At 67.8% G+C, this 26,672-nt stretch carries 19 protein-coding genes and 4 pseudogenes; 2 read left to right on the top strand and 21 right to left on the bottom strand.

The window, feature by feature from the left end; genetic code table 11:
* The first annotated feature begins 43 nt into the window (after positions 1 to 43).
* Complete coding sequence (locus tag DL544_RS09270) at positions 44 to 238, top strand: heavy-metal-associated domain-containing protein (protein WP_065184972.1); 195 nt, start codon at positions 44 to 46, stop codon at positions 236 to 238.
* A gap of 80 nt (positions 239 to 318) precedes the next feature.
* On the opposite strand, the gene cueR is transcribed toward DL544_RS09270, so the two are convergent.
* The 18 genes and pseudogenes from cueR to hisS all read right to left on the bottom strand — a co-directional run bounded on the left by cueR (position 319) and on the right by hisS (position 20,976).
* Positions 319 to 774, bottom strand: a complete 456-nt coding sequence (gene cueR, locus DL544_RS09265; RefSeq protein ID WP_065177589.1) for a Cu(I)-responsive transcriptional regulator — start codon at positions 772 to 774, stop codon at positions 319 to 321.
* A gap of 11 nt (positions 775 to 785) precedes the next feature.
* Positions 786 to 3,286: pseudogene (locus DL544_RS09260) on the bottom strand (heavy metal translocating P-type ATPase).
* Positions 3,287 to 3,448: 162 nt separating this feature from the next.
* The gene (locus tag DL544_RS09255) at positions 3,449 to 6,406 is read right to left on the bottom strand and encodes a TonB-dependent receptor plug domain-containing protein (RefSeq protein ID WP_139727033.1); all 2,958 of its coding nucleotides are present in this window, start codon (positions 6,404 to 6,406) and stop codon (positions 3,449 to 3,451) included.
* 405 nt (positions 6,407 to 6,811) lie between these two features.
* Positions 6,812 to 7,549, bottom strand: a complete 738-nt coding sequence (locus DL544_RS09250) for a copper homeostasis protein CutC (protein WP_065197006.1) — start codon at positions 7,547 to 7,549, stop codon at positions 6,812 to 6,814.
* Entirely contained in the window at positions 7,546 to 8,544 is a 999-nt protein-coding gene (locus DL544_RS09245; protein WP_139727032.1) for a glycosylasparaginase, read from the bottom strand. The genes DL544_RS09250 and DL544_RS09245 overlap by 4 nt, the downstream gene beginning before the upstream one ends.
* Before the next feature lie 51 nt (positions 8,545 to 8,595).
* Positions 8,596 to 9,618, bottom strand: a complete 1,023-nt coding sequence (locus DL544_RS09240; protein ID WP_065197007.1) for a glucokinase — start codon at positions 9,616 to 9,618, stop codon at positions 8,596 to 8,598.
* An 84-nt stretch (positions 9,619 to 9,702) separates the two neighbouring features.
* Positions 9,703 to 9,987 carry a hypothetical protein gene (locus tag DL544_RS09235; RefSeq protein ID WP_005409434.1) on the bottom strand — a complete coding sequence of 95 codons (285 nt, stop codon included), beginning with the start codon at positions 9,985 to 9,987 and terminating at the stop codon, positions 9,703 to 9,705.
* Between the two features lie 35 nt (positions 9,988 to 10,022).
* On the bottom strand, positions 10,023 to 11,612 hold the full coding sequence (locus tag DL544_RS09230) for a calcineurin-like phosphoesterase C-terminal domain-containing protein (RefSeq protein WP_065177583.1): 1,590 nt from the start codon (positions 11,610 to 11,612) through the stop codon (positions 10,023 to 10,025).
* A 148-nt stretch (positions 11,613 to 11,760) separates the two neighbouring features.
* Complete coding sequence (gene hisIE, locus DL544_RS09225) at positions 11,761 to 12,381, bottom strand: bifunctional phosphoribosyl-AMP cyclohydrolase/phosphoribosyl-ATP diphosphatase HisIE (protein ID WP_065184989.1); 621 nt, start codon at positions 12,379 to 12,381, stop codon at positions 11,761 to 11,763.
* Positions 12,371 to 13,146, bottom strand: a pseudogene (hisF, locus tag DL544_RS09220) (imidazole glycerol phosphate synthase subunit HisF). The gene hisIE and the pseudogene hisF overlap by 11 nt, the downstream one beginning before the upstream one ends.
* Positions 13,140 to 13,873, bottom strand: a pseudogene (gene hisA / locus DL544_RS09215) (1-(5-phosphoribosyl)-5-[(5-phosphoribosylamino)methylideneamino]imidazole-4-carboxamide isomerase). Before hisA ends, hisF begins: the two co-directional pseudogenes overlap by 7 nt.
* Positions 13,870 to 14,472 carry an imidazole glycerol phosphate synthase subunit HisH gene (hisH, locus tag DL544_RS09210; RefSeq protein ID WP_139727031.1) on the bottom strand — a complete coding sequence of 201 codons (603 nt, stop codon included), beginning with the start codon at positions 14,470 to 14,472 and terminating at the stop codon, positions 13,870 to 13,872. Before hisH ends, hisA begins: the two are co-directional and overlap by 4 nt.
* The gene (gene hisB, locus DL544_RS09205) at positions 14,469 to 15,542 is read right to left on the bottom strand and encodes a bifunctional histidinol-phosphatase/imidazoleglycerol-phosphate dehydratase HisB (protein ID WP_053499882.1); all 1,074 of its coding nucleotides are present in this window, start codon (positions 15,540 to 15,542) and stop codon (positions 14,469 to 14,471) included. The genes hisH and hisB overlap by 4 nt, the downstream gene beginning before the upstream one ends.
* Entirely contained in the window at positions 15,539 to 16,633 is a 1,095-nt protein-coding gene (hisC, locus tag DL544_RS09200; RefSeq protein WP_065184993.1) for a histidinol-phosphate transaminase, read from the bottom strand. Before hisC ends, hisB begins: the two co-directional genes overlap by 4 nt.
* Complete coding sequence (hisD, locus tag DL544_RS09195) at positions 16,630 to 17,925, bottom strand: histidinol dehydrogenase (protein WP_139727030.1); 1,296 nt, start codon at positions 17,923 to 17,925, stop codon at positions 16,630 to 16,632. Before hisD ends, hisC begins: the two co-directional genes overlap by 4 nt.
* Positions 17,922 to 18,833, bottom strand: a complete 912-nt coding sequence (gene hisG, locus DL544_RS09190; protein ID WP_053499888.1) for an ATP phosphoribosyltransferase — start codon at positions 18,831 to 18,833, stop codon at positions 17,922 to 17,924. The genes hisD and hisG overlap by 4 nt, the downstream gene beginning before the upstream one ends.
* Positions 18,834 to 18,867: 34 nt before the next feature.
* Positions 18,868 to 19,176, bottom strand: a complete 309-nt coding sequence (locus tag DL544_RS09185; RefSeq protein ID WP_111173367.1) for a YerC/YecD family TrpR-related protein — start codon at positions 19,174 to 19,176, stop codon at positions 18,868 to 18,870.
* Positions 19,177 to 19,582: 406 nt separating this feature from the next.
* Positions 19,583 to 20,976 (bottom strand): annotated as a pseudogene (hisS, locus tag DL544_RS09180) (histidine--tRNA ligase).
* Between the two features lie 127 nt (positions 20,977 to 21,103).
* Between hisS and DL544_RS09175 the strand changes: the two are divergent.
* Positions 21,104 to 21,856, top strand: coding sequence for a Crp/Fnr family transcriptional regulator (locus DL544_RS09175; RefSeq protein ID WP_005416324.1), 753 nt, complete (start codon positions 21,104 to 21,106; stop codon positions 21,854 to 21,856).
* A 57-nt stretch (positions 21,857 to 21,913) separates the two neighbouring features.
* Here the strand turns inward: DL544_RS09175 and thrC are convergent, their stop codons facing one another.
* Genes thrC through thrA form a run of 3 tightly spaced genes read right to left on the bottom strand, consistent with a single transcriptional unit; the run spans position 21,914 to position 26,645 of the window.
* A complete protein-coding gene (gene thrC, locus DL544_RS09170; RefSeq protein ID WP_139727029.1) occupies positions 21,914 to 23,200 on the bottom strand; it encodes a threonine synthase in 1,287 nt (428 codons plus the stop codon).
* Between the two features lie 29 nt (positions 23,201 to 23,229).
* The gene (locus DL544_RS09165) at positions 23,230 to 24,144 is read right to left on the bottom strand and encodes a homoserine kinase (RefSeq protein ID WP_065197014.1); all 915 of its coding nucleotides are present in this window, start codon (positions 24,142 to 24,144) and stop codon (positions 23,230 to 23,232) included.
* Positions 24,141 to 26,645 (bottom strand): bifunctional aspartate kinase/homoserine dehydrogenase I, encoded by a 2,505-nt coding sequence (gene thrA, locus DL544_RS09160; protein WP_139727028.1) that lies wholly within the window; start codon positions 26,643 to 26,645, stop codon positions 24,141 to 24,143. The genes DL544_RS09165 and thrA overlap by 4 nt, the downstream gene beginning before the upstream one ends.
* Positions 26,646 to 26,672: the final 27 nt, after the last annotated feature.

Here is a 26,672-nt window from a genome sequence, read left to right as displayed (position 1 = left end):
GGTGCACACTGGTTTCACCTCACGAGCACCGAAGGAGCTACAGATGGAATTCCATGTTGACGGCATGACCTGCGGCGGCTGCGCGCGCAGCGTGACCCGCGCGATCCAGCAGATCGATCCGAGCGCCAGTGTGGTGGCCGATCCGCCGACCGGCCTGGTCAAGGTGCAGACCACTGCATCACAGGAGCAGGTGTTCGCCGCGCTGAAGGATGCGGGGTTCCCGCCGCGCACTGCCTGATCCCCTGCTTTCTGCCACAGCGGAGCCCGCCCCCTGCACTGTCACTGGGCGGGCTTTTCAGTGCATGCGAACATGAAAACTCAGTGCTTGCGTGCGCGGCGGCGCACCGCGCCGGTCTTGGCCGCTTCCACCGGCAGCGGAGCCTCATCGTCTTCACCCAGCCGCTGCAGGATCGGGCATTCCGGGCGCTCATCGCCGGCACAGCAGCGGATCAGCGATTTCAGCGTGTCGGCCATCTGCCGCATGTGCTCGATGCGCTGTTCCAGGTCGGCGATGTGCTGCTCGGCCAGCTGCTTGACGTCGGCACTGTGGCGCGACGTGTCGTTCCACAGGCCCAGCAGGTCGCCGATTTCGGCCACCTGGAAGCCGAGATCGCGCGCGCGGCGGATGAAGCGCAGGCGATGGATGTCGGCCTGCGAATACGCCCGATAGCCCGACTCCGTTCTATCCGCCGCAGGAATCAGGCCGATCTGTTCGTAGTAGCGGATCATTTTCGCCGACACGCTGGAGGCCTTGGCGGCGTCACCGATATTCATGCGATTCTCCTTCAGTGGGTCGCAACGGCGGCATCCGCCATCGGCGGCTGGAAGCGGCGCAGGCGCAGTGCGTTGCCCAGCACGAACACACTGGACAGTGCCATCGCACCGGCCGCGAACACCGGCGACAGCAGCACGCCCCAGACCGGGTACAGCACGCCGGCGGCCACCGGAATCAACGCGGTGTTGTAGGCGAAGGCCCAGAACAGGTTCTGCCGGATGTTGCCCAACGTCGCCTTCGATAGCGCAATGGCGTTCGGTACGCCCTGCAGGTTGCCCGACATCAGCACCACGTCGGCCGACTCCACCGCGATATCGGTGCCGGTACCAATGGCAAGGCCGACATCGGCTTCAGCCAACGCAGGGGCATCGTTGATGCCGTCACCAACGAAGGCGACGTGGCCGTGCGTGGCCTTCAGCCGGCGCACTGCCTCGACCTTGCCTTCCGGCAGCACCTCGGCCACCACTTCATCGATGCCGAGCTGGCGCGCGATCGCCTGCGCGGTCCCGGCGTTGTCGCCGGTGATCATCGCCACCTTCAGGCCCAACCGATGCAGTGCCGCGATCGCTGCCGGGGTGCTCGGCTTGATCGGATCGGATACCGCGATGATCGCGGCCAGGCGACCGTCGATGGCGGCATACAGCGGCGACTTGCCCTGCGTGCCGAGTTCCGCCGCCAATGCTGCGAATGCAGTGATGTCCACGCCCAGGTCGCGCATGAAGCGATCGGCACCGACCTCCACGCGTGCACCCTCGACACTGGCCCGCACGCCCATGCCGGTGACCGATTCGAAGTCGACCATGCCCGGCAACGTGATGCCCTGCCCGGTCGCGGCATCAACAATCGCGCGGGCGATGGGATGCTCCGAGCGCGACTCCACCGCGGCCACTGCCGCCAGAACCCTGTTGCGATCGAAGCCGGCAGCAATCTCCAGGTCGGTCAGGCGCGGGCGGCCTTCGGTCAGCGTGCCGGTCTTGTCCACCGCCACCACCTGCGCGTCCTTCAGCAGCTGCAGTGCTTCGCCCTTGCGGAACAGCACGCCCATTTCGGCGCCACGACCGGTTCCGACCATGATCGAGGTCGGCGTGGCCAGGCCCATCGCGCACGGGCAGGCAATGATCAGCACCGCCACCGCATTGACCAGTGCAAAGCTCAGTGCCGGCGATGGACCGAAGATCAACCAGACCGCGAAGGTCGCCAGCGCGGCCAGCATCACCGCCGGCACAAACCACAACGTGACCTTGTCGACCACCGCTTGGATCGGCAGCTTCGAGCCCTGCGCCTGTTCGACCATGCGGATGATCTGCGCCAGCAGGGTCTGCGCGCCCACGGCCGTCGCCCGCACCGTCAGTGCGCCCTTCTGGTTGACCGTGCCACCCACCACGCTGCTGCCCGGCAGCTTCTCGACCGGAATCGGCTCGCCGCTGATCATCGATTCATCGATGTAGCTGCGGCCTTCAACCACCTCGCCATCCACCGGCACGCGCTCGCCCGGGCGCACTTCCACCAGGTCGCCGCTCTGCACTTCATTGATCGGGATGTCGACCGCGCGGCCGTCGCGGATCACATGGGCCACCTTGGCCTGCAGGTTGACCAGGCGCTTGATCGCTTCAGAGGTGCGGCCCTTGGCCCGGGCCTCCAGGAAGCGGCCGAGCAGGATCAGCGCGACGATCACCGCCGCCGCTTCGTAGTAGACGTTCACCGTGCCCGGCGGCAGCAGCCGCGGTGCAAAGGTCGCTACCACCGAATAGCCGAACGCCGCGGCGGTGCCCACCGCCACCAGCGAATTCATGTCCGGCGCCAACCGCAGCAGCGCCGGGAACCCCTTCTGGTAGAAACGGCGGCCCGGAATGGCCAGCACCAGCGCGGTCAGCACGAACTGCAGGTACCAGCTGGCCTGCATGCCGAGGGTGGACATCACCCATGCGTGCATGCCGGGAATCAGGTGCGAGCCCATTTCCAGTACGAACACCGGCAGTGCCAGCGCGGCCGCCACGATCAGGTCGCGCTTCAGTTCGGCGCGCTCGGCATCCTTCTTTTCCGCAGCCTGGTCATCGGACTGCACACCCGCCTCGATCACACGTGCGTCATAGCCGGCCTTGTCGATCGCGGCGACCAGCGCAGCCACGTCCGCCATGCCACGCACCGTGGCGCGCTCGGTGGCCAGGTTGACGCTGGCCTGGCTGACGCCGGGCACGGCCAACAGCGCGCGTTCGACACGGCCCACGCAGGAAGCGCAGGTCATGCCTTCGACCGCCAGTTCGGTGGTCGCTGCGGGCACGTCATAGCCCACCCGCTCCACTGCCTGGACAAGCGCCGCGCGATCCACCGGGCCCGACGGACGAATATCCGCCCGCTCGGTGGCCAGGTTCACCGAGACACTGCCCACGCCCTCGACCTTGGACAGTGCTGCCTCGACCCGGCCTACGCAGCTGGCGCAGGTCATGCCCTCGATGGGCAGGCTGATGGTGGAGGGGCTGGCGGGGCGGCAGCGGCGCGCGGCGTGCTCATGATCGGATTCCCGGGTTTCCTTCTGGATGCGGACAGGCTAAACCTTGCCATCGTGGGAAGGTCAAATCCAGCCTGTCCGCATGCCTGAAGGGGGGCGCCGCCCCCGGTGTTCCGTTTCCGCATCCACGCATGGCGTGGATCTACCGGCGGAGGCCGGTCTCCTCAGAAGGTGAACACATACTCCAATGCGAACTCGCGGCCGACCGCGCTCAGCAACCGGGTCGGGGCGAAGTCATAGTCCAGCTTGTACGGGTCCTTGTGGTTCCAGCTGGCCGAATTGAACACGTTGTTGACGTAGACATTGACCTTGGCGTGCTCGGTCACCTGGTAACCCACGTTGACGTTCCAGGTGATGAACGGCCCGACCCGGCCGAAGTAGCGCGAGGTCTGCTGGCCCGCGTTGGGGTTAGGGTTCACCGAGCCATCCGGCAGCTGTGCCGGTTCCAGGCAGTTCAGCGACGGACTGTCACTGGGCACGTAGCCGTCGGCGAACGGCAGGCAACCGCCGGGATTGTCCAGGCGATCGGTGCCCCAGTGATAGCGCACGCCCGGCACCGAACCCACGCGGTCGGCATAGACGTTGGCGTTCCAGTTGCCGCGCTGCCAGGCCAGGCTCGCGCGCAGCTTGCTGCGCAGGTCCCGGTCGCGCCGTTCCGGGTTCGGGTCGTTGGCGTAGCGCTGTTCCTTGGTCGAGATCTGGTTGGTGTAGTTCAGGCCCAGCTGGAAGCTGCCCCACTGCGCGGTTTCCAGGCGATAGCGTGCAGTCAGGTCGATACCGCGCACTTCCCGGCTGGCCAGGTTGAACGGGCCGCGCTCGATCGACACCAGCCGGCCGCTGCTGTCACGGTTCACGCGGGCAAGGATGCCGGCGCAATAATCGCCACCGGCCGGATTGGCCCACGGCGTGCCATCGATGTTCTTGCCGGTCAGGCAGCCGGCCTCGCTGGCCAGCACCTCGTCAGCGCCGACATCGACGATCATGTCTTCCAGCTTGATCGCCCAGTAGTCGGCGCTGACCGACAGGTTCGGCATCACGTCCCAGACGAAGCCGACCGTCCACGAATCGCCGGTTTCCGAACGCAGCAGCGGCGTGCCACGCCGGTTCACGTCGAAGGTGTACCAGACATCGGTGTTGCCCACGCCACAGTTGTTGACCAGGTAGGCACCGCTCTGGATGCAGCGCAGGCGGTCATAGGTCTGCACTTCGGAACTGCTCGGCTGGCCCAGCAGATAGTGCATGTCCGGCGCGTGGAAACTGGTGGCGTACGAGCCACGCACCAGCAGCGATTCGACCGGGCGCCATTCCAGGCCGACGTTCCAGGTGGTCTCCTTCTGGCTGCCGATATCCAGCGCTTCACTGCTGTCATCGGCCTTGTAGTTGCCATAGCGGTCGTAGCGGGCGGCCGCAGTGGCCGTCACGCTCTCCAGCAGCGGGATCTTGAACTCGACGCCGGCCGAGTAACGGGTGCGCTCGCCGCCACCGCGATCGACGTTCTGCAGATCGAAGTCGATGCCGGCGCGCGGGTCCGGGCTGAGGTGATAACCCTGCTGCGCGACTTCGGCCACGGCGGCGAACGAGATCGGGCCGGCCCAGCCCTGGAACAGTTCGCCGGTGATATCCGCCGAGGCCTGGTTGACCCACGATGACGCGCGGTTCCTGGCCACCGCACCCATCTGCCAGTACTGGTCCGGCGTGAGCGGATTCCACCAGCGCGATTCGTTCAGCGCGTAGATCGCCTCGCCGTTGGCGGTGGTGCCCAGGCGCGGGCCGAGGAAGTAGTCGTACGACTTCTGCTTGTCGACCACGTTCTGCCGTTCTTCCACGCGATAGTAGGAACGGCCCACCGTGGCGCTCCAGTCGAAGCTGTCGGCAAGGCGTCCACGCAGGCCCGCGCTCCAGTCCCATGACAGCTCGCGGTTGGTGTTGCGCAGGGTGTCCAAGCCGCCGACTTCGTTCGGGGTGAACTGGCGCACGCCCAGGATCGGGCGGTTGCGGTTGGCATCCCAGTAGTAGCCGTTGTCATCGTCGATCAGCGAGACGCTGGGTGGATTGGTGCCCCAGATCGCTTCGGAGCGGTACGCCGCCAGGTTGGTCCAGGCCTGCAGGTCGCTGCTGAAATCGAAGGTGGCATACAGGTTGCCGGACACGTTCTCGGCACCACCGGTCAGCAGCCAGTTGGCGTAGTCGGCGCTCATGCCGCACAGGCGGCCGGTGTTGGTGATGCGGTTGGCGGCGTAGTTGTAGACCAGTCGATCGGCCGTGTAGTACTCACCGTCGAACTTCTCGCAGGTACCGGTGGGCGGCGCCAGGCGCTGGCCCGTCGTCGGATCGATCAGCGCCAGCCCGGCCGTGGGACGGAAGCCGACCTTGCGCTGCTCCATGTTCCAGGACGCATACGGCGCATCATCGGCATCGTCCATCTGCGGGCGGTCGCGGCCGAACAACGGATCGCGCTTGGTGTACTGCAACGCATAGGTCACGCTCCAGTTGTCACCCGTTTTGCCGCCGGCCCATGACAGGTCCCAGGTGTCGCGCCCGCCTTCGGTGGAGGTGCCGCCGCGCACGCGCACTTCGTCGCCGTCGTAGTTGGTTTTGAGGATGACGTTGACCACGCCGGCGATCGCGTCCGAACCATAGATGGCCGAGGCGCCGCCGGTCAGTACTTCGATGCGTTCCACCGCTGCGGCCGGAATGTTGCCGTAGTTGGAGAAATTGGTTTCACCGCCATACGGCAGCGGGTAATCGGCCACGCGACGGCCGTTGACCAACAGCAGCGAGCGATTCGGGCCCATCCCGCGCAGGTTCAGCCCGCTGGCATTTGGCGTGTGCGAACCCCACTGCGAGGCGGCTTCGACGGTACCGGTCGCTTCGGTGAGCGTCTTCAGCGCGTCGTACACGCTGACGAAGCCCTCTTTCTGGATCTGCTGCGCGGTGATCACGTTGACCGGGGCCGGACCTTCGACCGCGGCGCGCTTGATGCGCGAACCGGTAACGGTGACCGCGTCCAAGTCCTTGGTGGACGAACTGGCCGCTTCCTGTGCACCAGCGGCCAGGGGAAACAGGACCAGGACCAGTGCCTGGGACAGCAGGTGACGACGCTTGCGAACGGACTGAGCCATGGGTGGTTGCTCTTGGAAAGGGTGGACGCACGGACGGGTGGTGGCGTAGCACGACGGCTGATCCGGGTACCGGGATCGGTTCACGACCGTCCCAGCCCCTCCCCTGTGGATCGATCCAAACTAAAGCACAGCTGAACAGCGCCGGGCATGCGGCGATGCAGCAACCGCTGGCGGAATGCCGCTATCGGCTGCCGGTATCCAGAACAATCAAAGGGTTGCGCAACATCGCTGAGAGAACGGCGCACACGACAATGACACGAACGCGACAATCGCGCGCGGAACGGTTTTGTCCGCGTTGTCGCGTGCGGCGGCAGCGGGGCGTTGTAGAGCCGAGCCCGTGCCCGGTTGCTGTCGTTTGTCGCAAAGCGCAGCCGAGCGTTGGCTCGGCTCTACAGGAGAAGCGGGTTACCTTGCGCCGTCCAGCGCCTGCCGCAGTGCGGCCACGGTGGCGGTGGCGGTCTGGCTCCAGTCCGGGTCCAGGCCGCGCAGCGCCGGGTTCTGGAACTGCATGGCCGAGCGCCGCAGGCCCTTGGCCGAGGCGTGCAGTTCGGTGCAGCCGCTCCGTCGCGCAACGGCCGCGATGTTGGCCGGTCCCAGCCCGGCGCCGGCCATCACCGTGATACGTCCCGCCGCCTGGGTGACCAGACCCGCCAGCACATCCGCGCCGGCCTCGGCGCTGACCTGGCCGCCCGAGGTCAGCACGCGCTGGCAACCCAGCTCAACCACCTGCTCAAGTGCCGCCGGCAGATCGCGGGCAGCATCGAAGGCGCGATGGAAGGTCACCTGCAGCGGCCCGGCGGCCTGCACCAGTTCACGGCACAGCGCCAGATCGATCCCGCCCTGCACATCCAGCGCACCGATCACCACGCCATCGCAGCCGAGCGCGCGGCACTGCGCGATGTCACGCAGCATCAGTTCGGTTTCCAATGCGTCGTAGTGGAAATCACCCGGGCGCGGGCGCACCAGCACGAACAGCGGAATCGACAGGCGTTCCCGGGCAATCGCGATGGTGGCAAACGACGGCGTGGTGCCACCCTCGGCCAGGTTCTCGAACAGTTCGATGCGGTCGGCACCGCCGGCCTGCGCGGCCAGCGCCGAGGCCAGCGAGTTGCTGGCGATCTCCAGGGTCAGCCGCGTGCTCACGCCTGAGTGCTCGTGTAGATCGACGGCGAGTCGCGCAGGTCGTCCTGGCGCTGTCCATCGCACACGGCGTAGACGAAGCCGCGGTGCAACGCGTAGGCACCCACCTCGCCCTGCTTGTTCATGGCCAGGAAGCACACCTGCAATGTTCTGCTCGCTTCGGGGCGCTTGCGCACCACGCGGTCGATGGCTTCGCGGCAGGCCTGCGCGGGCGAGCGCCCTTGGCGCATCAGCTCAACCACCAGGAACGAGGCGGCGTTGCGGATCATCTCCTCACCCACGCCCGAAGCAGTGGCCGCGCCCACTTCGTTGTCGACATACAGGCCGGCACCGATGATCGGGCTGTCGCCGACCCGGCCGTGCAGCTTCCAGGCCATGCCGCTGGTGGTGCAGGCGCCGGCCAGCTTACCGCGGGCATCCAGCGCCAGCATGCCGATGGTGTCGTGGTTGTCGCTGTTGCCAGGAATATTACGACGCTCGGCATTGATCTGCGGCTGGTACTTCTCGGTCTTCAGCCACTCGCGCCAGGCCGCTTCGGCCTGCGGCGTCAGCAGGTGCCTGCGTTCAAAACCCTGCTGCACCGCGAACTGCTGCGCGCCCTCGCCCACCAGCAGCACGTGCGGGCTGTTTTCCATCACTTTGCGGGCCACCGACACCGGATGCAGGATGTCCACCAGCGCGGCCACTGCGCCACAACGGCCATCACCATCCATGATGCTCGCATCCAGGCTCAGCACCCCGTCGCGATCCGGGTTACCGCAATGGCCGACGGTGGGGTTGCACAGCTCGCTCTCGGCCCAGCGTGCACCGGCTTCAACTGCATCCAGTGCGCTGCCACCCTGCGCCAGCACCTTCCACGCGGCCTGGTTGGCCGGCACGCCGAAGTCCCAGGTCGAAACCACCTTGGCCCCACCCTGCGTGCGCGCCTGCACGCCCGGCAAGGCCACCATGCCTGCGGCCAGTGCGCCGGCCTGCAGGAACTGCCTGCGATCCACCATCTTCCCCTCCCAGTCTGCAATGCACGGCCGGCCCGATGCCGGCCACGCCGATCAGTCGTGCGTGGGCTGCCGTGCGGCGTACCAGACCGCTGCGCCGAGAACGCCCAGCTGGCCATGCTCCACGCGCCATACCGGCACCTGGCGCAGCACCTCGGTCAGCACGCCCTTGTTGAGGAAGCGCTCACGGAAGCGACCATCGGCCAGGAAATCCTGCACATGCGCGGAAATACCCCCGGCCAGGTACACCGAACGCGCACCCACCGCGATCGCTGCGTCGCCGGCCAGGCTGCCCAGCCAGGCACAGAACACCTGCAGCGTTTCCACGGCCAGCGCATCCTCACCGCTGCGCGCGGCACCGATCAGTGCCTCGGTACTGCTCCACACCGGAGTGACGCCACGCAGTTCGCACAGGCACGGATACAGGTTCATCAGGCCACTGCCGGACAGCACGCGCTCGTTGTCCACGTGCGGCCAGCGCTGCAGCAGCTTGTCCAGCACCTGCAGTTCCAGCGCGTTGCCGGCGCCGAGCGCGGCATGGCCGATCTCGCTGGCCAGCACCGGACGCTCGCCGTCGGCAAAGCGCAATGCTGCACCCAGGCCGGTTCCGGCGCCCAGCACCAGCGCCGGGAACGCCTGCGCCGGGTCAGCATCGCCATTGAGCGGCACCAGGGTGTCAGGCTGCAGGTAGGGAATGGCCAACGCCACCGCTTCAAAATCATTGATCAGCTGCAGCTCATACAGCCCGGACTGCACCCGCGTGGCCGACAGCGAGACCGTCCACGGCAGGTTGGAATTGATCAGCACATCGCCATCGAGCAGGCCGGCGATGGCGACCACCGCGGCCTGTACCGGCTGGCCGAGGCCAGCGGTGAAATCGGCCAGGATCGCGGCCAGGCTGGGGTGCTCGGCGCAGGCGTAGGTGCGATGGCTGCCCAGCAGTGGTGCCTGGCCGGCTTGCGTTTCAGCCAGCGCCAAACGGGCGAAGGTGCCGCCGACATCGGCGACAACGAGACTGCGCGGAAGACCGCCGCGGGCGGAGTCGGTGGAAACCGGAGACGCTGCTGCGATGGTCACGCTGGCCTGCTTGGATCGATTGAATCGCCCCGATTCTCAGGCATCGGGGCGGCTTTGCCTAGCGCGCCGGCGGTTCAGGTTGGACTACATGCCTTCCTGTTCGGCCACCTGCACACCATCCACCAGCACGCGCAGGCGCTGCGGGCGGAAGCCGGCGAACAACAGCGGCCGGGTGCGCTCGACCAGCACCTCATGGCCGGCGATGTGGCGCAGCCACGACTGTACCAGCGAGAACGAGAAGTGGGTGCCCGGATGCAGCGGATGCTGCACCCAGACCTTCTCGGTGGCGCTCTGCAGCAGCATCGCGCCGGTGAACCAGTGGCGGCTGAGGGTGACTGGCGTGGTGCCGGCCATGAAGCGGATATCCATGCGGGGTCCTTTCGCTGGAGCGGAGATGCGGGGGATCAGGGCTGTGCCGTCTGCAGGCTGTAGCGGGTGGTGGCGGTGAATACTGCACCATCAGGCTGGGTAGAGCGTACTTCGACCTTGTGACTGCCCACTGCCAGGTCGGTCGGCAGCGCGCCACGCCACAGGTGCGGCGACGCGGTGGCCTCCGGCGAACGGTCGTAGCCGCGCAGGCTGTCAGCCAGATCGTCAGCCACGTTCTCCACCATCAGGCGCGGATCGGGCTGACTGACCTGCTTCATCGGCTGCCAGGCACCGCCATCGACGCGGTACTCGACCACGCTGGCGTCCTCGCCCATGTAGACGTTGGCGTAGACACCCCACGCCGGATAGGCCCCCTGGCGCAGCACCTTCGGCGCATGCAGGCCGATCTGCTCGCTGGCCGGCTTGCCGGCCACGCGGTACTGCAGTTTGTAGCTGCCATTGCCGGCGACGTCCAGCAACGCGTAGCCCTTTGGCGTGCCATCACTCATGGCGCTGTCCGGCACGCCGGCGGCATCCTTCACCCCGGACCAGAATGCGCCGCAGTTGGCACCGACGTTGTATTCGTGCAGCGGCTTGTCACCGTTCCAGCCGTCGGCCTTGCCGTGGTAGACGTGCTGCTGGGTGTGGCTGTGCCCGCTGAGCACCAGCACGTTGCGGAAGTCCTTCAGCAGGTCGAACAGGCGCTGGCGGTCAGCATGACGGAAGGTCTCGCGCCCCGGCGCGGCGTCGAACAGCGGGATGTGCATGCCCAGCACCAGCAGGCGGTCCTTGTGCAGGCCTTTCAGGTAGCTGGCAAGGAAAGCGAACTGGTCTTCGCGCAGGCCACCGACATACTTCGGCCTTGCGTTGGGGTCATACACCACGTCGTCGAGGAACACGAAACTGGCACCGCCCTCTTCCACCGCGTAGGTGTCCGGGCCGTAGATGTTGCGCCAGCTGTCCAGCGAATGCTCGTCGCTGGCTGCATCGAAATCGAGGTCGTGATTGCCCGGCACATGGAACCACGGCACGCCCAGCGACGTGGTGACCTTGTTGATTGCCGGATACAGGGTCAGATCGTCGTTGACGATGTCACCCAGGGTGGTGCCCATGCGCGCCTTGGTCTGGCCGACCAGCGGCGACACGATCGACTGCTGGTAGTAGCCGATGTCCTTCAGGCTGGCGGTCTGGGAGTCGGTGAAGACCAGCATCTGGAAGCCGCGACGGCTGTCATGGCGATCCGACTGCAGCGCGAAATCCCAGTTGCGGGTGACATCGCTGGTGGCGGCGATGCCGCCGTACTTCAGCGCCGGCGAGCCGTTCGGGCGGAAGTGGCGCCAGAACGAAGGCAGGCCGTCTGTCGCCTTCGGGAACGAATACGCATCGGGCTTGATCACGAACACGGTCTGGCCGTCACGCACCGGAAGGCTGTAGCTGCCATCGGCGGCGGTCTTGACGATCGTCTCGCCGTTGGAGACCTGCACCCCGGCCAGGCCCGGATCGGTCGCACCGCGGCCCGGCTTGCCGTCACGCTCCAGATAGACCTTGCCGGTGACCACGGTGTCCGCAGCCCAGGCCGGCGAGGTCAGCAACAGGCAGCACAGCCAGGCAGCAGGCAGTTTCATGGGAGGCATCCGGCAGAAAGAGACGCGGTATTGTAGAGCCGAGCCACGCTCGGCTGCATTGCCGGCGGGTAGTGCCGGCCGCTGGCCGGCAACCCTTGGATGTCCGGCGATCAGGAGGTTGCCGGCCAGCGGCCGGCACTACCACGCTTCAACGATGGCGTTTTTCCAGCACCGCCCGCGCATCGTCCAGCGACAGACCGCGCGCGCGCAGCAGTACCAGCAGGTGGTACAGCAGGTCCGAAGCCTCACCGAGCAGCGCCTCGTCATCCTGCGCAACCGCAGCCAGAGCGGTCTCCACCCCCTCCTCACCCACCTTCTGTGCGATGCGGCGGATGCCGCCCTCGAACAGGCTGGTCGTATAGCTGCCCGGCGGGCGCTGCGCCTCACGCATCGCGACCAACTGGTCCAGCCCGCCCAGGAAGTCCTTCGGCGCCTGGTCGAAACAGCTCTCCGCACCCGTGTGGCAGGTTGGCCCCGCCGGGCGTGCCGTCACCAGCAGCGTGTCGGCATCGCAGTCGACACTGATCGATTGCACCGCCAGGACGTTGCCGGACTGCTCGCCCTTGGTCCACAACCGCTGCTTGCTGCGGCTGAAGAAGGTCATGTGGCCGATGGCCAGCGTGGCCGCCAGCGATTCGGCGCTGACATAGCCCAGCATCAGCACCTGCAGCGTATCGGCATCCTGCACCACGGCCGGCAGCAAGCCGTCACCCTTGCCCCAGTCCAGTGCCTGCAATGCGTCCAACGAAGGCCTGACTTCAATAGACATCCCGCACCTCGATCTGCTGTCCGCGCAGGTAGCGCTTCAATTCTGGAATGGCGATGGCGCCGCTGTGGAACACGCTCGCCGCCAGCGCACCATCGACGTCGGCCTGATCAAAGGCTTCGGCGAAGTGCTCCATCGCACCGGCGCCACCGGAGGCGATCAGTGGCACCTGGCACAGTGCCCGCGCCTGCTGCAGCTGCACGACATCGTAGCCACGGCGCACACCGTCGCTGTCCATGCAGTTCAGCACGATCTCGCCAGCGCCACGCCGTTGAGCTTCGACGATCCAGTCCAGGGTACGCAGCGGTACCGCCTGGGTCTTGTCCGGGTCGCCACTGAAACGGCGCACACGCCACTGGCCGTCCGCTTCACGTACCGAGTCGACGCCCACCACCACGCACTGCACGCCGAACTCGTCGGCCAGTTCAGTGATCAGTTCCGGGCGGCCAGCGCGGGAGAGTTGATCGACACCTTGTCGGCACCGGCGAACAACACGCGACGCGCGGCTTCCACGCTGTCGATGCCACCGGCCACGCAGAACGGAATGTCGATCAGGCGCGCGATGCGCTCGATCCACGCCACGTCCACCGAACGCGCCTCGGGGCTGGCGCCGATGTCATAGAACACCAACTCGTCGGCACCTTGGTCGCGGTAGCGCTGCGCCAGCTCGGCGATGTCGCCCATGTCGACGTGATCGCGGAAGCGCACGCCCTTCACCACGCGGCCATCGCGCACGTCAAGGCAGGGAATGATGCGGCGGCTCAACATGCCAGCGCCTCCGCCAGGTCCATGCGCTGCTCCAGCAGTGCCTTGCCGAGAATCGCACCACCGCAGCCAGCGGCACGCGCCTCGGCCACATCGGCCACGTCACGGATGCCGCCGGACGCCTGCACCGCCACCCCGGCAGCAATGCCGACAGGTGCTGGTAGAGGCCGATATTGGGCCCGGCCAGCATGCCGTCGCGGGCGATGTCGGTGCACAAGAGGTGGCGCATGCCGGCGCGCGCGTAGCGCTGGGCCAGGTCATCCAGGGTCACCCCGGCGTTCTCGGTCCAGCCGTGCACCGGCAGCTGCCACTGCCCCTGTGCGTCCTGGCGCGCGTCCAGCGCAATCGTGATGCGCTCGGCGCCAAATTCCTCCAGCCAGCCGACCACTTCATCGGGGCGGCGCACCGCCAGCGAGCCGACCACCACGCGGCCGGCGCCAGCATCAAGCATGCGCGCCACATCGTCGCGGCCACGCACGCCACCACCGGTCTGCACCTGCAGCGGCGTCTGCGCGCGGATCGCCGCCAGCAGCGGTGCCAGCGTATAGCCACCTGCGCGTGCAGCATCCAGGTCGACCAGATGCATCCACTGCGCGCCCTGTGCGGCGAAGGCCTGCGCGCGCGGCAGCGGATCGTCGCCGTAGGAGGTTTCCTGCGCGTAGTCGCCCTGGCGCAGCCGCACCACGCGGTCATCGCGGATATCCAGCGCGGGGTAGACGATGAAACTCATGCAGCAGTGCCCTCAAGGAAGTTGCGCAGCATCAGCGAGCCGGTCTCGCCGGAGCGCTCGGGATGGAACTGCGCGCCGTAGTAGCGCCCCTGCTCCACCACGGCAGTGAACAGCCCACCGTGGTCGCACGCCGCGACGGTGTGGGCATTCAGCGGCGCCGCATAGCTGTGCACGAAGTAGGCGCTGGCGCGCTCCGGCACACCCTGCAACAGCACCGACTCACGTAGCGGCAGCAGGCGGTTCCAGCCCATGTGCGGCACGCGGATGCCACAGGCCGGCACCAGCTTGCGCACCACGCCCGGAATCAGTCCCAGTGTCTCCACACCCGCTTCCTCGGAGCGTTCGAACAGCAGCTGCATGCCAAGGCAGATGCCCATCAGCGGCACCTCCAGCCGCTGCAACGGCTCCACCAGGCCCTGCGCGTGCAGGCGCTGCATGCCGGGACCGGCGGCGCCGACACCGGGCAGGATCACCCGCTGCGCACCCACCAGTTCGTCCGCATCGCGCACCAGCCGCACCGTCGCGCCGAGGCGCTCCAGTGCGTAGCGCACCGAGCCCAGGTTGGCACCACCGGCATCGATCAGCGCGACGTCGCTCACAATGCCCCCTTGGTGCTCGGCAGTGCCGTGCCCTGCCGGGCCAGCGCCGGGCGCAGTGCGCGCGCCAGCGCCTTGAAGCAGGCCTCCACCTTGTGGTGATCGTTGTCGCCGCGTACCTGCAGGTTGAGGTTCAGGCCACTGGCATCGCACAGCGAACGGAAGAAGTGCGGCACCAGCTCGGTCGGCATGTCGCCCACCCGCTCGCGCTTGAATTCGCCCTCGAACACGAAGTACGGGCGGCCGCTGAAGTCCAGCGCAGCGCTGGCCAGGGTCTCGTCCATCGGCAGGGTGAAGCCGTAGCGGCCGATGCCGCGCTTGTCGCCCAGCGCCTCGCGCAGGGCCTGACCCAGCGCCAGCCCGGTGTCCTCGATGGTGTGGTGCTCGTCGATGTGCAGGTCGCCCTCGGCCTGGATGTCCAGCGCGAACCCGCCGTGCTTGCCGATCTGTTCCAGCATGTGGTCGAAGAAGGGCAGTCCGGTGGCGATGCGCGCATCACCGGCACGGTCCAGATCGAGTTCAACGCGGATCTTCGTCTCCTTGGTGTTGCGCTGGACCACGGCAGTACGCGGCGCGTCGGCCAGCGCATGGGCGATGCCCGGCCAGTTCCACTCGCCACCGAACTGTTCGGTGCGCAGCTGGAAGCCACGGATGTTGAGGTTGTCGGCGAACTGCAGGTCGGTGATACGGTCCCCCACCATGCCCGAACGCGCCCAGTCGATGCTGCGGTCCTGCAGGTAGGCGGTCATCAGGCCGATGCCCGGCTTGCGCGTGGGCGCGTTGTCCTGCGGCCAACTGCAGTCGATCAGCACGTCACGGAAGGTGATGCCCTGGCTCTCGAAGATCTGCAGCATCAGGTCGTTGGGGCCATCGAAGCTGGCGCGTGGGTAGCTGTCGCTGCCCAGGCCATCCTGGTTGGTGACGATCACGAACTGGTAGCCGGCATCACGCAGCTTCAGCAGCGCCGGGATCACCTGCGGCACGAAGCGCAGCTTCTCGTAGGCGTCGATCTGGAAGTCGGACGGCTCCTCGATGAGGGTACCGTCGCGGTCGATGAACAGGATCGGGGTCATGCTGCGGCCCTCCGCGCCGACAGGGCCGCAAGCACGCGGTCGTTCTCTTCGGGACTGCCGATACTGATGCGCAGTGCATCACCCAACTGCGGCGCGGCGCGCTGGTCGCGCACCACCACGCCCACAGCCAGCAGCGTATCGAACGCGGCCTGGGCATCGGCGAAGCGAACCAGCAGGTAGTTGCCGGATGAGCGGTAGACGCGACGCACGCCGGGCAGACCCGGCAGCGCCTCGCGCAGGCGTTCGCGCTCGGCAATCACCGTGGCTACGCGCTCGGCGGTGATGGTCAGCGCGGCGGGTTGCAGCGCCTGCACCGCCAGTTCCGTGCATGGCGTCGGCACCGGGTACGGCGCCTGGCAGCGGCGCAGCACGGCAATCAGCTCCGGGGCGGCGATCAGGGTGCCAACGCGGGCGGCGGCAAGAGCGTGCGCCTTCGACAGCGTGCGCAGCACCGCCAGATTCGGGTTCGCGGCCAGCAGCGTGGTCGCCGACGGACGCTGCGCGTACTCGACATAGGCCTCGTCCACCACCACCAGTGCTTGCCCGCGCAGCGCAACCACCACCCGCTCGACTTCGTCCAGGGCGATGTCACTGCCGGCCGGGTTCGACGGGGCGCACAGGAACACCAGCTTGGCACCTTGCGCCTTGGCCGCGTCGACCACCGCATCCAGATCGGCACGCAGGCCATCTTCGCTGTCCACCAGCGGCACTTCAATCAATGCGGCGCCCTGCAGGCGTGCGCAGACGGCGTACATGCCGAACACCGGCGGCGTGACCACCACGCCGTCGCGGCCCGGCACGCACAGCGCGCGCACCAGCAGATCAATGGCCTCGTCGCTGCCGCGGCCGACCAGCAGCTGCTGTGGCGTCACGCCGTACAGCGCCGCCAAGCCTTCGCGCAACGCCAACGGTTGCGGCTCCGGATAGCGCCGGCTGCTGCCAGCCGCGTCGGCCGTATTGGCCCAGGCGGACTCGTTGGCGTTCAACCAGACCTCGCCCTGCACCGCTGCGCTGCGTGCCGAGCTGTAGCCGGCGAACGCCTGCAGATCCGGACGCACCAGCGCCAGCACCTCCTCGACAGCCGCGCTCATGCCGCCACCTCCATGCGCAATGCCACCGCACGCTCGTGGGCATCCAGGCCTTCGGCGCTGGCGATGATGCGCGCGCAGCCGCCGATCGCGGCCAGGCCGGCGGCACTGGCGCTCTGCACGCTGATCAGGTTCTGGAAGCTGGCAACGCTCACGCCGCTGTAAGCACGCGCGGCGCCGGCGGTGGGCAGCACGTGGTTGGTGCCGCTGCAGTAGTCACCCAGTGCTTCGGGGGTGTAGTCGCCGAGGAACACCGAGCCGGCCGCCTGCACCTTGTCCAGCCAATCGCGCGGTTCACGCAGCGCCAGGATCAGGTGTTCGGGCGCATAGCGGTTGCTGATCGCGAAGGCCTCGTCCAACGAATCAACCTGGATCAGGCGCGACGCTGACAGCGCCTGCCGCGCAATCTGCTGGCGCGGCAGCAGGGCCACCTGGCGCTCGACCTCAACCTCGACCGCGGCCAGCATCGCGGCATCGTCGGTCAACAGCAGCACCTGTGAATCCGGGCCGTGCTCGGCCTGCGACAGCAGGTCGGCGGCGACGAACGCCGGATTGGCGCCAGCATCGGCAATCACCAGCACTTCGGAGGGACCGGCCGGCATATCGATGGCGGCGGCGCCATCCTGCGCGACCTGCTGCTTGGCTTCGGTGACGAAGCTGTTGCCGGGCCCGAACAGCTTGTCGCAGGCCGGAACGCTGGCGGTGCCATAGGCCATCGCGGCGATCGCCTGCGCGCCGCCCAACTTGAACACGCGCTGCACGCCGGTCAGGCGCGCGGCTACCAGCACTGCCGGATCGGCGCTGCCGTCGGCGCGCGGCGGCGTGCACAGCACCACCTGCGGGCAACCGGCCAACTGCGCCGGAACGCCCAGCATCAACGCGGTGGACGGCAATGGCGCGCTGCCAGCAGGTACGTACAGGCCCACCCGGCCGATCGGGCGCAGCATGCGTTCGCAGACCACGCCCGGCGCGGTTTCAACTGCATAGCCTTTACCCATGCCGGCGGCGTGGAAGCGCGCGATGCGCTCGGCGGCGTCCACCATCGCCTGGCGCAGTTCGGCGGGCACGGCCGCTTCAGCAGCGGCGAATTCGGCTTCGGAGACTTCAAACGAGGCCAGCTCGACACCATCGAAGCGCGCGGTGATCGCACGCAGCGCACCGTCGCCCTGTGCACGCACCTGCGCGATCAGGGCCGTCACGGCATCGCGGGTCTGCTGCGCCACGGTCTGCACCGGGCGGGTCAATGCCGCGCTGCGCGCGGCCTCATCAAGTTGGGACCAGATCAGACGGTTCATGCCAGCGACCGCTCCACGCTCAGTACCATGAGGCCCTGCGCACCCGCGCGCTCGAGTTCTTCCATGCGCTGCCAGCTCAGCGGGCCGGGGCACATGGTCTGCAGGCGCAGCGCACCGCCATCGGCCGGCAACCGCACCAGCGGCTCGGCATCGGCCAGCAACTGCGCCAGCGCGTCGACGCGATCCTCGCTGGCGCGGAACATCAGCAGCTTGCGGTCCTGGCGCTGCACCACGCCATCGAGGCGGCGCAGCAGCATCGCGCGCAGCGATGCACGTGCATCATCGGGCACCCGTACTGCACCGGCCAGCACCGCCTCGCTGTCGAGCAGGTTGTGCACCGGGGTCAGCTGATTGGCGCGCAGGGTGGCGCCGCTGGACACCAGATCGCAGATCAGGTCGGCGGTGCCCAGGCGCGGGGCGATTTCCACCGAACCGGACAGCTCGACCACCTGTGCGTCCACTCCCTGCTCGGCCAGCCACTGCGTGAGGATGGCCGGGTAGCTGGTGGCGATGCGGGTGCCGGCCAGCTGCGCCGGACCCTGCCACTGCCATTCCTCCGGCACCGCCAGCATCAGCCGGCACTGGCCGAAGCCCAGCCCGCGCAGCGCCTGATAGGCGTCCGGCAGGCCGACCTGGCGGCGTGCCGCGGCCTGTTCGTCCAGCTCGTTGCGGCCGACGATGCCGAGGTCGCAGACGCCGTCGGCGATCAGGCCGGGGATGTCGTCGTCGCGCACCAGCAGCAGGTCCACCGGCAGCGATTCGCCGTAGCAGAACAGCTTGTCGCGGCTTTCGCGCCAGCTCAGGCCACAGGCGCTGAGCAGGTTACGGGCGGGCTCGGCCAGCCGGCCACTCTTCTGGATGGCGATACGCAGCCGGTCTCGTGCCGGCGCTGCCTGGGTTGCACTCATGGGGGAGGTCTCGAAGTTCGGAACGGGGCGCGGATCAGCGCGAAGCAAGGCGGTCGATGGCAGCGGCATAGCCTCGATGGCCGTGCTCGAGCGTGCGCGCCACCCGTCCGGTGGTGGTCACGCTGACCCCGGTGCGCTCGTGGATCTCGCGGTACGGCACGCCCTGCTGCAGCAACGGCACCACCTTCCAGCGGTCGGCCATGGCTTCCAGTTCGGCCGGAGTGCACAGGTCGCGCAGGAAGGCTTCCACCTCCTCCGGCTCGCGCAGGGCGGCAAAGGCCAGGGCCAAGGCTTCCAGGTCGGCCTTCGGGTCTTTGGCGGCAATCTCGGGGCGGGCTTTCACGGGGTCGTTTCCATGCATCAATGTAATAGCGCGTTAGTACATTAGCGCATTCTTGCGCAGTGCGTCAAATCGGGGTTGAGGGGGCGGCAAGGCTGCTGCCCTGCACCCGCTAGATGCCGAAGCGACGTCAAATGCTGGATGGCTGAGGGTTGGCGGGGTGGGTCCGGTGGCAGGGGACGCCGTAAACCCGTCCATGGGGGCTTGGCCGCGGCATCCATGCCGCGGACACCCCTGCCTCCGGACCCACCCCGCCGTCGACAGTTTCCTGCGAGCTGTTGGAACAGCAAGGGGTCGGATCCGTTTTCTGAAGGAAAACGGCTCTGACCCCGGAACGCGGCCCGGAAACGAAAACGCCCACCGGGTGGTGGGCGTTTTCGTGGCGTGTTGGCATGCGGCCAACCGGCCGTTACATCACCTTCGACTGCTCCAGCTCCACCTGCAGGGTGCTCGCCAGCTCATCGCGCGACACTTCGAACTGCTGCTCGCGCAGCAGGTCCTTCACCGCCACCACGCCCGCGCCAGCTCGTCCTCACCGGCCAGCACCACGAAGCGGATGCCCGCCTTGGCCGCGTACTGGAACTGCTTGCCGATCTTCTTCGGCTCCATCTGCACTTCGGTGTTGATGCCACCGGCGCGCAGGCGGCGCGCGATGTCCAGCGACTGCGGCATGCCCTGCTCGTCCATCAGCGCCACCAGCGCCTGCACGCTGCTGGCCTCGATGCCATCGATCAGGCCGGCCTCGCGCAGCTGCCAGAACAGGCGCGACAGGCCGATGGAAATGCCCACGCCCGGCAACTTGGACTTGCTGTAGTGGCTGGCCAGGTCTTCGTAGCGGCCGCCCGAGCAGATCGAGCCGATCTGCGGGTGGTCGGTCAACGTTGTCTCGTAGACGGTGCCGGTGTAGTAGTCCAGGCCGCGCGCAATGGAGAAGTTCAGGCAGTACGCGGTTTCCGGCACGCCCAGCGCCTGCACCAGCTGCAGCACTTCGCGCAGTTCGGCCACGCCGGTACGCAGGATCTCCGAAGAACCGGCGTCGGCTTCAAGCGTTGCCAGCTGCGCCAGCGCATCGGCATGGCCCTGCGAACGCACGGCCACAAAGGCCAGGATCTTCTCGACCTGCTCGCCCGGGATGTTGAAGCCCTCGCCCACCAGCGTCTCGCGCACGTAATCGGCGCCGCGCTTGTCCAGCTTATCCACTTCACGCAGCACCGCCAGCTGGCGCTCGCCTTCGGCCACGCCCAGGCTCTCGAAGAAGCCGCGCATGAGCTTGCGGTTGTTCAGCTGGATGCTGAAGTCACCGATGCGCAGTTCCGAGAACACGGCGTGGATGACCGCCAGAACTTCGGCATCATAGCGAACGCTCAGGCTGTCCTTGCCGATCACGTCGATGTCGCACTGGTAGAACTCGCGGAAACGGCCGCGCTGGGCACGCTCGCCGCGGTACACGCGCTGCATCTGGTAGCGACGGAACGGGAAGGTGAGTTCGTGTTCGTGCTCGGCCACGTAGCGTGCCAGCGGCACGGTCAGGTCGAAGCGCAGCGCCATTTCCGGCAGCGAACGGTCGCCCGATTCGGCCGCATTGGCCAGCGCACCGGTGGATTGCACGAAGTACACCTGGCGCTCGGTCTCGCCGCCGGACTTGGTCAGCAGCACGTCGGACAGCTCGAACACCGGCGTCTCCACCGGCAGGAACCCGAAGCGCTCGTAGTTGCGGCGGATCACGTCCAGCATGCGCTGGAACGCAATCTGCTCGCGCGGCAGCAGTTCAAGGGTGCCGGGCGGGGTACGGGGCTTGATCACGGGCGGAACTCCTGCTGGAACGGGACGTGGGAGGGGGCGACATTCTAGCGCCCCCGCCTCGGGCAGGGTCGAACGGCCGCTTGAAGTATCATAAGGCCCTCCCCCGCCCGCGATACGCCCCCGCAACATGTCACGGCCTTCCGGCGCTCCGCCCGCCACCAACGATCCCGCCTCGCCGTCCTGCACCACGCTGGACTGCCTGCACTGCTCGGTTCGCCACCTTGCGGTGTGCTCGGCGCTGTCGCCCGATGAAGTGCAGGCGCTGGAACAGGTCACCGTTTCGCAGCAGGTCAGCATGGGCAGCACGCTGGCCCGCACGGGTGAAGAACGCGACCATGTCTATACATTGACTGCCGGCGCACTGCGCCTGGTACGCACCCTGGCCGACGGCCGCCGCCAGATCAACGGCTTCGTGCTGCCCGGCGACTACCTGGGCCTGAGCGGCAGCGACCATCACCGCTACGACATCGAAGCCATCGCCGACAGCCGTGTCTGCCGCGTCGCGCTGCCACAGATGAAGGCGCTCCGCAGCCGCTTCCCGCACCTGGAGCGCAAGCTGCTGCAGCGTGCCTGCCAGGAACTGGATGCCGCGCAGGACGCTGCACTGGCGCTGGCACGCCTGCAGCCGGCCGAGAAGCTGGCCGATTTCCTGCTGCGCCTGGCCGCGCGTGAAGCCAGGCTGGGCGGCGACGGCCTGCGCGTGTCGCTGCCGATGGGCCGAGGCGACATCGCCGACCATCTGGGTCTGACCATGGAAACGGTCAGCCGCACCTTCACCAAGCTGCGCCAGCAAGGGCTGATTGCCCTGCCCCACCTGAACGTAGTGGAGATCCTCGACGAGGACGGGCTGCGCACGCTGGCCGGTGAAGGGTTGATCTGACCGCACTGCGGTTGCTGGGATTGCCGGCCAGCGGCCGGCAATCCCATCCATCTCCGATCAACGCAACAACACCTCGCGCAACGCCGCGTAATCGGCGGCCAACGGTTCGGCGTGCGCCGCCCGTTGCAACAACGCATCCAATGCCGGTGGCACGGCCACAGGTTCGCCGATCAACGGCTCGACCACGGCCTCGAACTTGGCCGGATGCGCGGTGGCCACCACCGCCCAGTCGCCCTTGGCACCACGGGCGCGCAGGTCCTGCAGCACCTTCACCGCCGTAGCCGTATGCGGGCAGAACAGCTCGCCCGTGCTGGCATGCGCGGCGGCAATGGTGGCCCGGATGGTCACGTCATCCACCGCAAACGCCCGGAAGGCAGCACGCAGTTCGGCATCGTCGCCCTGGTAGAGCCAGCGCAGGCGTTCGAAGTTGCTTGGCGCACCCACGTCCATTGCATTGGCCACGGTGGCCACACTGGCCTGCGGCTGGTAGTCGCCGCCACTGAAGTACGCGGGCAGCACGGCATTGGCATTGGTGGCCAGCACGATCTGCCCGATCGGCACTCCCAGTGCGCGCGCCAGCACCGCGGCCATCGCGTTGCCAAGATTGCCGGTCGGCACCACCAGGTTGAGCCGGCGACGATGCAACGCGTAGTGGCTCAGTGCCGCATGTGCGTAGTAACTCATCTGCGGCAGCAGGCGACCGAGGCTGATGCTGTTGGCCGAGCTCAGCGGCACCTGTGCCTGCAGTTCGCGGTCGGCCAGCGCCTGCTTGACCATGGCCTGGCAGTCATCGAAGGCACCGGCCACGCGCAGCGCCAGGATGTTGTCACCAAAGCAGCCGAGCTGGTGCGCCTGGCGCGGTGATACGCGACCATTCGGATACAGCACCACCACGCGTACGCCTGGCTGGCGATGGAAGGCCGCGGCAACGGCCGCGCCGGTATCGCCGGAGGTGGCGACGACGATGGTCAGGTCACGGTCCTTGCCGGCCTGCAGCCGCGACAGCGTACCGGCCAGGAAACGCGCACCAATGTCCTTGAACGCCGCCGTCGGCCCATGGAACAGTTCCAGCACGTGGTCACCGTCGCCGAGCGCACGCAGCGGCACCGGGAAGTCGAACGCCTCGCGGCAGATCGACGGTAATCCGGCCTCCAGCGCATCTCCGGCGAAGAACGGTGCCAGCAGGTCTGCAGCGGTATCGGCCAGGGTCGCACCGGCTTCCAGCTCACGTGGCGCCGGCAGTACCTGGGGCACGTACAGGCCACCATCGGGCGCCAAGCCTGCAGCGATGGCCGCACTGAGGCCAACGGCCGGGGACCGGCCGCGGGTCGAAACGAATTGCATGGGTTCAGTATCCAAAGAGGGAGAATGATTCAGCACAGCCGGGCTCCGGGCGCATCCAGCGGCGACACCCAGGCATCGCTGTCGAAGCCGGCAGCAGCGAATGCCGCCTGCACCGGCGCCGCGGCAGCGTGGGCCTGGTCGGCATCTTCGAACCAGGCGAACACGCTGGGGCCGGCACCGGAGATACCTGCGCCCATTGCACGGGCTGACAACGCCGCATCACGAGCCGCCTCGAAGCCGCCGATCAGTCCCGCCCGTCGCGGCTCCACCAGCACATCGCGCAGGCCAGCGCGGACCAGCGCCGCGTCGCTGCGATGGCAGCCGCTGAGCACCAGCGCAAGATTCGCACTCTGCGCCACGAATTCACCCAGCGCATAGCTGCCTTGCAGCGCCTGGCGTGCCAGACGGGTTTCCAGCACCGCGTGCGGGTGCACCAGCAGGCTGTGCCAACTGGCTGGCACAGGGATCGGCAGCAGGCGGTCGGCCGTGCACAACGCCAGCCCGCCGAGCAGCAGCGGCCCCACGTTGTCACCATGGCGGCCCCCACTGGCCACGGCCTCGCCGTCCAGCGCAAACGGGTACAGCGCCTCGCGCGCGAGTGGCGCATCCAGCAATGCGTTGGCAGCAACCAGCGCAGCGACGCACGACGCTGCCGAGCCGCCCATGCCGGAGCCGAATGGAATGCCCTTGTCGATCTCCACCGCGAAGCCGAAGTCCAGGTCCAGCCCTGCACGCAGCGACATCAACGCCGCACCAGCGGTGTTTCCGGCCGCCTCCAGCGGCAGTTCGACCGCACTGCCACGGATCGCCTCGATGCGCACCACCGGCTCATCGATACGCCGCACGCTCACCGTATCGCCAACGCCTGCGATGGCATGCCCCAGAATATCGAAGCCCACCGCCACATTGGCCACCGTGGCGGGCGCAAATGCACGTGCGATCACAGGCGTGCCCCCTCGCCAGCGGCTACCCGCAGCAGGTCGGCGAACACGCCCGCCGCCGTCACTTCCGGTCCAGCGCCCGGCCCCTGCACCACCAGCGGGTTGTCGCAGTAGCGGCGGGTACGGAACTGCACCACGTTGTCGGTCAGCCGCAGGTTGGCGAAGGCATGGTCGACCGGCAGTTCCTGCAGGCCCACCGAGGCGCCGTCGGTGCCCAGCCGTGCCACGTAGCGCAGCACCGCGCCACGCGCCCGCGCATCCTGCAGGCGCAGCAGCAAGCTGGCGTCGGACTCGCCCAGCCGCGCCATGAAGTCATCCACGCTGCCGTCGCGCAGCAGTGCCGGCACCAGGCTTTCCACCTGTACCTGTTCCAGGCTGAGCGCGTGACCGGCCTCGCGTGCAAGGATCACCAGCTTGCGTGCCACGTCCACACCGGACAGATCATCGCGCGGGTCCGGCTCGGTATAGCCCATTGACCGCGCCTGCGCGACCAGCTGCGAGAACGGCTGGCTGCCATCGAAGCGGTTGAACAGCCAGGCCAGCGTGCCGGAGAAGATGCCCTCGATGGCCAGCACCTCGTCACCGGTATCGACCAGATCGCGCAGCGTGGTGATCACCGGCAGGCCCGCGCCCACCGTGGCCTCGTAGCGGAAGCGCGCACCACTGGCCGCTGCGGCGGCGCGGATGCGCTGGTAGCGCGGCAGCGGCCCGGCACCCGCCTGTTTGTTCGGGGTGACCACATGGATGCCTGCCGCCAGCCAGCCCTCGTAGCGCTCGGCCACCTCGGCACTGCCACTGCAGTCGATCACCACCGCATGCGGCAGGTGCGCAGCCAACAGGTGCTCGGTGAAACGATCAAGATCGCTGGATTCACCCGCGTCCCGCAGGGCCTCGCGCCAGTCCGCATGCAGGCCGTCCACTTCCAGGCGCATGCGCGAACGCGAGGCCAGCGCACGCAGGCGAAGATCCACATTGGCCTTGGCCAGCAGCTGCGGGCGCGCGGCCAGCAACTGGTCCAGCAGTGCGGCGCCAACGTTGCCGGGCCCGATCACACCGACCGCGAAGGTCTGCGGCGACAACCAGAAGCCTGCATGCGCCGCGCGCAGCGCTCGGGTGGCATCGGCGCTATCCACTGCGACCGAGATGTTGCGCTCGGACGAGCCCTGCGCAATCGCCAGGATGTTCACCTGCGCACGCCCCAGTGCCTCGAACAGGCGCGCCGCCACACCTGGCTGCCCGGCCATGCCGTCACCGACCGCGGCCAGTACGCTGACGCCCTCACTGACCTGCACGCGCTGCACCTGTCCCACTGACAACTCGTGCGCAAATGCGTGCAGCAGTGCATCACGGCCACGGCCGGCTTCGGCAGCACGCACCACGCAGCAGATTGAATGTTCCGAGGAACCCTGCGAGATCATCACCACCGACACCTGCGCCTGGCGCAGCGCGGCAAACACGCGCTCGGCGGTACCCGGCACGCCGATCAGGCCGGTGCCTTCCAGGTTCAGCAGGGCCAGCCCGGGACTCAGGGTCAGGCCCTTCACCGGCCCGCGCGGCGAGCGCTCGGCGCTGATCCGCGTCCCCGGATGCGCCGGCTGGAACGTATTGCGGATGAAGATCGGCAGGCCGAGGCGGATCGCCGGCGACATCGTCTGCGGGTGCACCACCTTGGCGCCGAAGTACGCCAGTTCGCAGGCCTCGTCGTAGCTCAGCGCTTCCAGCTGCACCGCCTCGGGCACCAGCCGTGGGTCCGCCGACAGCACGCCATCGACATCGGTCCAGATGTGCAGCTCGTCAGCGTTGAACAGCGCGGCAAAGATCGCACCGGAATAGTCGCTGCCGTTGCGGCCGAGGGTGGTGATGCGGTCATCGCGATCGCGTGCGACGAATCCGGTGGCAACCAGGCGCGACTGCGGATGCTGCAGGCGCCACTTGGCCAGGCGGTCGGCACTGGCTTCCCAGTCGACATCCACGCCGAGTTCGCCATGCCCGACCACCAGCACATCGCGCGCGTCGAGTACCGCGCAGTCTTCGCCCAGCGCGCGCAGATGCGTGCCGAGCAGCTGTGCGGAAAACACTTCGCCCAAGCCCTGCACACGGTCCAGCACCTCGCGCGGCAGCTCGCCGATCACCGCCAGCGCGGCCAGCACTTCGGCCAACTGATCGAAGCGGGCGTCGATCCATTCGACCGTCTCGCCCACCTGCTCGCCCAGCAGCGCCACGGCAGCGCCGCGATGGCGTGCGCGCAGGGCATGCCAGGCCTCACGCCAGCCTTGATCGCCCTTGGCCGCCAGCTGGGCCAGTTCGATCAGCGCGTCGGTGACGCCCTTCATCGCCGAGACGACAGTGACCTGCAGCGATTCAGGACGGGCCAGCAGCAGGCCGCCCACATGGCGATAGCGTTCGGCATCGGCCACCGAGGTGCCGCCGAACTTGTGCACGACGGTGAACGGGGCAGCCAGGTCGGCCGGGGCAACGGAATGAGCGGGAGCGTGGGAAGACATGCAGACCTCGGTAGGAGGCCCCGTCGC

It is taken from the genome of Stenotrophomonas sp. pho, assembly GCF_006228405.1.
GTDB lineage: Bacteria > Pseudomonadota > Gammaproteobacteria > Xanthomonadales > Xanthomonadaceae > Stenotrophomonas > Stenotrophomonas sepilia.
The sequence above is the reverse complement of the archived record's forward strand: the minus strand, read 5'-3'. Positions and strand labels throughout refer to the sequence as shown.